The organism is Bradyrhizobium sp., from assembly GCF_049691595.1.
In the GTDB taxonomy this organism is placed as follows: domain Bacteria; phylum Pseudomonadota; class Alphaproteobacteria; order Rhizobiales; family Xanthobacteraceae; genus Bradyrhizobium.
Genome location: NZ_JBAVNZ010000645.1, coordinates 1 through 5,737 on the forward strand (window position 1 = coordinate 1; position 5,737 = coordinate 5,737).

Below are 5,737 nucleotides of genomic sequence, written 5' to 3' on the forward strand. Positions count from 1 at the left end.
CCCCCGTCATTCCGGGATGGTCCGAAGGACCAGACCCGGAATCTGGAGATTCTCTGATGTGCAATTGCACATCAAAGTTCGCTTCGCGCCCCGGAATGACTACTTCATGCCATCAAACCATGGTGAAGTGGTTTCCTCTCCCTGCAAAAATGCTCTAAGACACGTCCGCTCATTCAAGGAGAATTGACGATGACCATCAAAGTCGGCGACAAGCTGCCGGAAGCCAAGTTTCGCGTGATGACGGCGGAAGGGCCGCAGGTCAAAACCACCGACGATATTTTCAAGGGCAAGAAGGTGGCGCTGTTCGCCGTGCCCGGCGCCTATACCGGCACCTGCCACAAGATGCATTTGCCGAGCATTTTCCTCAACGCCTATGCCTTGAAGGACAAGGGCGTGGGCACCATCGCCATCGTCTCGGTCAACGACGCCTTCGTCATGAACGCCTGGAAGCGCGACACCGACCAGCGCGACGAGGCCACCTTCCTGGCCGACGGCAATGCCGAGTTCACCAAGGCGATCGGCATGGAACTCGACGCCTCCGGCAATGGGCTCGGCATCCGCTCCCACCGCTACTCGATGCTGGTGGAAGACGGCGTGGTCAGGAAAATGAACCTCGAACCCAACCCCGGCAAGGTCGAGGTTTCCGGCGGCGATACGCTGCTCGGGCAGTTGTAAATCGCCCGTCATTGCGAGCGAAGCGAAGCAATCCATAGCGCCGCACGCGGATAACTGGATTGCTTCGTCGCTATCGCTCCCCGCAATGACGACCAATAACTATTTCCCCACCCTCATGTTCAGCCGCGCCATGGCGACGCCCTCGCGCGCCAGTTGATCGGCGCGCTCGTTCTCGGCATGGCCGGCGTGGCCCTTGATCCAGTGCCAGCGGACCTCGTGCGGCTTCAGCGCCGCCTCGAGTCGCTGCCACAGCTCGACATTCTTGACCGGCTTCCTGTCCGATGTGCGCCAGCCGTTTTTCTTCCAGCCATGGATCCAGCCGGTGATACCCTGGCGGACATACTGGCTGTCGGTGGTGAGGTCGACCACGCAGGGCTTTTTCAGCGCTTCCAGCGCCGCGATCGCCGCCATCAATTCCATGCGGTTGTTGGTGGTATGGGCCTCGCCGCCCTTCAATTCCTTCTCGACGTCGCCGAATCTCAGGATCGCGCCCCAGCCGCCCGGCCCGGGATTGCCCGAGCAGGCGCCGTCGGTGAAGACAGTCACGCGCGGCCGTTCGCTCACGCCGCGCATCCCGGCTGCGTGAAGCCGTAATCGCGCACACCCGATACGCTCTGCTGGAAGCGCAGCTTGCGGACATATTCCAGCGGATCCTTCGGCTTCACCAGCGCGCCCGGCGGCACGTTGAGGAAATCCACCAGCCGCGTCAGCAAGAAGCGTAGCGCGGCGCCGCGCGCCAATAGCGGCAGCGCCTGCTGCTCGGCGTCGGACAATTTGCGCGCGCGGCCATAGGCGTTGAGCAGCGCGCGCGCCTTGGTGACGTTGAAGGAATGATCCGGCTCGAAGCACCAGGCGTTGAGACAGATCGCGACGTCATAGGCGAGGATGTCGTTGCAGGAGAACGGGAAGTCGATCAGCCCGGAGAGCTTGTCGCCGAGGAAGAAGACGTTGTCGGGAAACAGATCGGCATGGATGACGCCGACCGGAAGATCGGCCGGCCAGCGGGCTTCCAGATGCTCCAGCTCGCGCGCGATGAAGTCGCGCAATCCCGCCTGGACGCTGTCGGCGCGCGCGGCGGCGAGCTCGAACAGCGGCCGCCAGCCGGCCACCGACAGCGGATTTTTCCGAAACAGCGGAAAGTCGCGGCCGGCGAGATGCATTTTCGCAAGCGCCTCGCCGACGCCGGCGCAATGCGCCGCGTTCGGCCGCCGCGGCCACACGCCTTCGAGGAAATTGATGATCGCCGCGGGCCGGTCGGCGAGACGGCTGTAGACTTCGCCGTTGCGGTTTTTGGCCGGCTGCGGGCAACGCACGCCGCGCTCGGCGAGATGGGCCATCAGCGACAGGAAATAGGGCAGATCGTCCACCGCCACGCGCTTCTCATAGAGCGTGAGGATGTAGGCGCCGTGGCTCGTGTGCAGCAGGAAGTTGGAATTCTCGACGCCCTCGGCGATGCCCTTGTAGGAGAGCAGCTCGCCGATGTCGTAGCCTTTGAGGAATTCCGCGAGCTCTTCGGCGGCGACGTCAGTGTAAACCGCCATGGCAGACCTTACGCCGCATCGGGCCGCAGCGAACGCGGCAGCGGGAAGAACTCGTTCTCTTCCGCGGCCGAGACCGTCTCCACGTGCAGTTCATAACGCTCGGCGAAGGCGCCCATGATCTCCTCGACGATCACTTCCGGCGCCGACGCGCCGGCGGTGATGCCGAGGCTCTCGATGCCCTCGAACCGCTCCCAGTCGATATCGCCGGCACGTTGAGCCAAGACAGCAATGGGGCACCCCTCGCGCTCGGCGACCTCGCGCAGCCGCTGCGAGTTCGACGAGTTCGGCGCGCCGACCACGATCAGCGCATCGACCACCGGCGCCACCTTCTTCACCGCGAGCTGGCGGTTGGTGGTGGCGTAGCAGATGTCTTCCTTGTGCGGGCCGGAAATGTTCGGGAACCGTTCCTTGAGCATCGCAACGATTTCCGCGGTGTCGTCGATCGACAGCGTCGTTTGCGTCACGAAAGCGAGATTGTTCGGATCCTTCGGCGCGAACGTCTTGGCGTCTTCCGCGGTCTCGATCAGGGTCACCGCGTCCGGCGGCAATTGCCCGAGCGTGCCAACCACTTCCGGGTGATGGGAATGCCCGATCAAGAGGATCTCGCGGCCACGCTTGAAATGGATCGCCGCCTCGCGGTGCACTTTCGTCACCAGCGGACAGGTGGCGTCCAGCGAGAAGAAATTGCGGGCGCGGGCGTCGGCTGGAACCGATTTCGGAACGCCGTGGGCCGAAAACACCACCGGAGCGTTGGTATTGTCGGGGATTTCGGCCAGTTCCTCGACGAAAATCGCGCCCTTGGTCTTCAGGCTGTCGACCACATAGCGGTTATGGACGATCTCGTGGCGGACATAGACCGGGGCGCCATAGATCGTGAGCGCCCGTTCCACGGTGTCGATCGCCCGGACCACGCCGGCGCAAAAACCCCGCGGGGAACAAAGCACGATTCTCAGGGGTGGTTTGGAGGGTGGCTTGGCTGGCTCGGACAAAGAGGGCATGGGGCAATCCCGGGACCGAATCACCCCTCGCCGCCGGGCTGGGAACGGTCAATTCGCATCACGACTTGGGACTGGTTTTGGCCGCTGTCAAGGCACTTTAGCAGACCATTGCGCGGATGGCCCCTGAAGGCCTATATAGCGGTCAATTCCCGTCATCGCTGATGACCGCAGGCTTCGCCTCCAGAAAGAGGTGGGCGAAGCACAAAGGAGATTTGCCATGAGCAATGCACCGCTGATGCCGAAGGCGACGGCCGTGTGGCTGGTTGACAATACCGCGCTGACCTTCGACCAGGTGGCCGATTTCACCAAAATGCACCCGCTGGAGGTGCGCGCCATTGCCGACGGCGACGCCGCCCAGGGCATCAAGGGCATGGACCCGATCTCGACCGGCCAGTTGACCCGCGACGAGATCGAAAGGGGCGAACAGGACCCGAACTACCGCCTCAAGCTCGGCGAGAGCAAGGTGACGCTGCCGCCGGCGGCCAAGAAGAAGGGTCCGCGCTATACGCCGGTGTCGCGCCGCCATGAGCGGCCGAGCGCGATCCTGTGGCTGGTGCGCAATCACCCGGAATTGAAGGACGCGCAGATCATGCGCCTGGTCGGCACCACCAAGACCACCATTGCGAGCGTCCGCGACCGCACCCACTGGAACGCCTCGACACTGACCCCGATGGACCCGGTGACGCTCGGCCTGTGCACGCAGATCGAGCTCGATTTCGAGGTGCAGCGCGCGGCCAAGGAAAAGCCGGTGCCGGCGGCCTATGGCGGCGCCACCTTGCTGCCGGCCTCGGAAACCACCAAGAAAGAGCCGGAATTCGAGCCGACCGAAAAACAGCGCGAGGATCTCAATGTGGATGCCGTGTTCGCGAAACTGAAAAACATCGGCGGCAAGAAGGCGGAGCAGGAGTAGGCGGCCCGAGCGATAGCGCGTTAGGCCGCTCAACAGAAGCGGGGTATCCAGTACGCCGCGGCTTCTCGGTTGGATGACTGTCGTCTCTGGAATACTGGATCGCCCGCTTTCGCGGACGATGACAGCTGAGGCTGCGGCACTCGCCCGCGATCTCGTGGCTGAAGCTGGCGCCGCTGACGGTGAGCACCATGCTGGCCGGCAGCTTCGCGTTGCCCTAAAGTGTCGGTCGATTCTATTGATCTTCTGCGGGCAGCAATTTCGCCAAAGTCCTTAGAATGGCGACAAAACCTTCCAGCAGCTTTTGATCGACCACGGAATCAAGCTGTCCATGAACGACCGCATTTCGGACTATGCTTGCGGCTCTCAATTTGTCGGCTTCTTCCGGGGTAATGTACCCTTCCGACCCGAGCACCTCGACGAGGCGAGCGGGCGTTTGTGGCCGCTGAAATTGATCCGGGAGTAACGCTCGTCCAACGGCTTCAAGCGTCGCCCACGCCATGACGAGCGCGGGCAATAGATGCCCGGTCTCTGTCAAATCAATCACGCGCCGAATTGACTGGTCAATTGCAGCAGTCGAGGCTATCTCCAATGACCCGCCGGATGCGATAGGTGATGCATAGAAGACTCGGAGTTCCCAATCATCATGATCCGCAAATAGAGACCGCAGCGTTGTTATCGTCTGTTCAGAACGGGCGTTTGACCCGACTACTTCAATTGCGATTTTCTTGTCTTTCTTGAGCGCGATGGCATCCGGTCTGTAAGACTGCATGAAAGGCGGAAGAATCGAGGGGGACGGGTTTACATACACGTCAAATCCCTCCGCCTGGTAGCGCGGCAGGAGACTCTCGATCACTTCCGCTTCGCTGCTTCCGAGAACGCTCATTATGCTAGATCCTCGAATGGATCGTTCGACAGCCTGACATACAAGACAGGTTTGGCCCTATTTAGCGCGTCCTGCAGGATTGGACCAGGCGCTCCAAATCCGAAGACGTTGCCAGGCTCGAATTTCTGAACCAGAACCCGATGAACCTGCCGATCGTCGAGATAAATGTGCTTGCCCAGGGCATCAAGGACGGGCTTCACTATATTATCGATGTCCCCCGCCATTTCAGCCGCGGGGAAGTAGAACAAGGTAGCCGCGATCGGCTTTTCCGTTGCAAAATGCCCCTGGGGCAAACTTGGCCGGGTTGCGTCGATGATGCGAGCCTTCCACTGGTCTACGGATTCACGTCGCTTGGCTGAAAGCGAAACTGGTGTTCCGGCCACCAAAAATTCCAGCGGAAACTCGATTTCCACACTCATTGGTCAGCCTGGCGGGCAAAGAAAGTCGTCCAACAACGGTTGCAGGCTTACACAGGCAAACCACCGTTTCAACTCCGTTCGGCTTAGCTTTTCGAAATTCCAAGGCCTAGCCGAGCTCGATCTCGCCCGTTATCTCGTGGCTGAGGCTGACGCCGCCAACCGTGAGCACCATCTTCGCCGGCAGCTTTTCGTTTCCCTTGAGGCGGCCGCTGGCGACCGCGTCGCGGACCGCCTTTTCGATTTCGCGCTGCGAGGTGATGCCGACTTTCTTGAGGAAGCCGCGCAGGCTGGTGTTGAAAGCGTCTTCGTTC

The 5,737-nt window shown here is 61.5% G+C and carries 8 protein-coding genes; 2 read left to right on the plus strand and 6 right to left on the minus strand.

From position 1 onward, the window contains the following. Window positions 1-189: 189 nt before the first annotated feature. Window positions 190-675: a peroxiredoxin gene (locus WCE35_RS25840; protein WP_424596143.1), complete on the plus strand. Its 486-nt coding sequence runs from the start codon at window positions 190-192 to the stop codon at window positions 673-675. A 99-nt stretch (window positions 676-774) separates the two neighbouring features. Here the strand turns inward: WCE35_RS25840 and rnhA are convergent, their stop codons facing one another. The 3 genes from rnhA to ispH are packed head-to-tail and all read right to left on the minus strand — an operon-like array spanning window position 775 to window position 3,214. After that, on the minus strand, window positions 775-1,239 hold the full coding sequence (rnhA, locus tag WCE35_RS25845; protein ID WP_424596144.1) for a ribonuclease HI: 465 nt from the start codon (window positions 1,237-1,239) through the stop codon (window positions 775-777). Further along, window positions 1,236-2,216, minus strand: coding sequence for a homoserine kinase (locus WCE35_RS25850; protein ID WP_424596145.1), 981 nt, complete (start codon window positions 2,214-2,216; stop codon window positions 1,236-1,238). Before WCE35_RS25850 ends, rnhA begins: the two co-directional genes overlap by 4 nt. A gap of 8 nt (window positions 2,217-2,224) precedes the next feature. Beyond that, window positions 2,225-3,214, minus strand: a complete 990-nt coding sequence (gene ispH / locus WCE35_RS25855) for a 4-hydroxy-3-methylbut-2-enyl diphosphate reductase (RefSeq protein WP_424596146.1) — start codon at window positions 3,212-3,214, stop codon at window positions 2,225-2,227. Window positions 3,215-3,431: 217 nt separating this feature from the next. On the opposite strand from ispH, the gene WCE35_RS25860 reads away from it, so the two are divergent. Further along, entirely contained in the window at window positions 3,432-4,124 is a 693-nt protein-coding gene (locus tag WCE35_RS25860; RefSeq protein WP_424596147.1) for a DUF1013 domain-containing protein, read from the plus strand. 232 nt (window positions 4,125-4,356) lie between these two features. Here the strand turns inward: WCE35_RS25860 and WCE35_RS25865 are convergent, their stop codons facing one another. The 3 genes from WCE35_RS25865 to WCE35_RS25875 form a co-directional block, all read right to left on the minus strand. Further along, window positions 4,357-5,007, minus strand: coding sequence for a hypothetical protein (locus WCE35_RS25865; protein ID WP_424596148.1), 651 nt, complete (start codon window positions 5,005-5,007; stop codon window positions 4,357-4,359). Continuing rightward, on the minus strand, window positions 5,007-5,426 hold the full coding sequence (locus tag WCE35_RS25870; protein ID WP_424596149.1) for a RusA family crossover junction endodeoxyribonuclease: 420 nt from the start codon (window positions 5,424-5,426) through the stop codon (window positions 5,007-5,009). The genes WCE35_RS25865 and WCE35_RS25870 overlap by 1 nt, the downstream gene beginning before the upstream one ends. A gap of 106 nt (window positions 5,427-5,532) precedes the next feature. After that, window positions 5,533-5,737: DUF6494 family protein (locus tag WCE35_RS25875; RefSeq protein WP_424596150.1), on the minus strand; the 205-nt coding region annotated here is incomplete at its 5' end.

Bases quoted from the DNA above. Each gene is read 5' to 3' on its own strand.
- WCE35_RS25840 (WP_424596143.1), top strand. From the start codon at position 190: ATGACCATCAAAGTCGGCGACAAGCTGCCGGAAGCCAAGTTTCGCGTG.
- WCE35_RS25850 (WP_424596145.1), bottom strand. From the start codon at position 2,216: ATGGCGGTTTACACTGACGTCGCCGCCGAAGAGCTCGCGGAATTCCTC.
- ispH (WP_424596146.1), bottom strand. From the start codon at position 3,214: ATGCCCTCTTTGTCCGAGCCAGCCAAGCCACCCTCCAAACCACCCCTG.
- WCE35_RS25860 (WP_424596147.1), top strand. From the start codon at position 3,432: ATGAGCAATGCACCGCTGATGCCGAAGGCGACGGCCGTGTGGCTGGTT.
- WCE35_RS25865 (WP_424596148.1), bottom strand. From the start codon at position 5,007: ATGAGCGTTCTCGGAAGCAGCGAAGCGGAAGTGATCGAGAGTCTCCTG.
- WCE35_RS25870 (WP_424596149.1), bottom strand. From the start codon at position 5,426: ATGAGTGTGGAAATCGAGTTTCCGCTGGAATTTTTGGTGGCCGGAACA.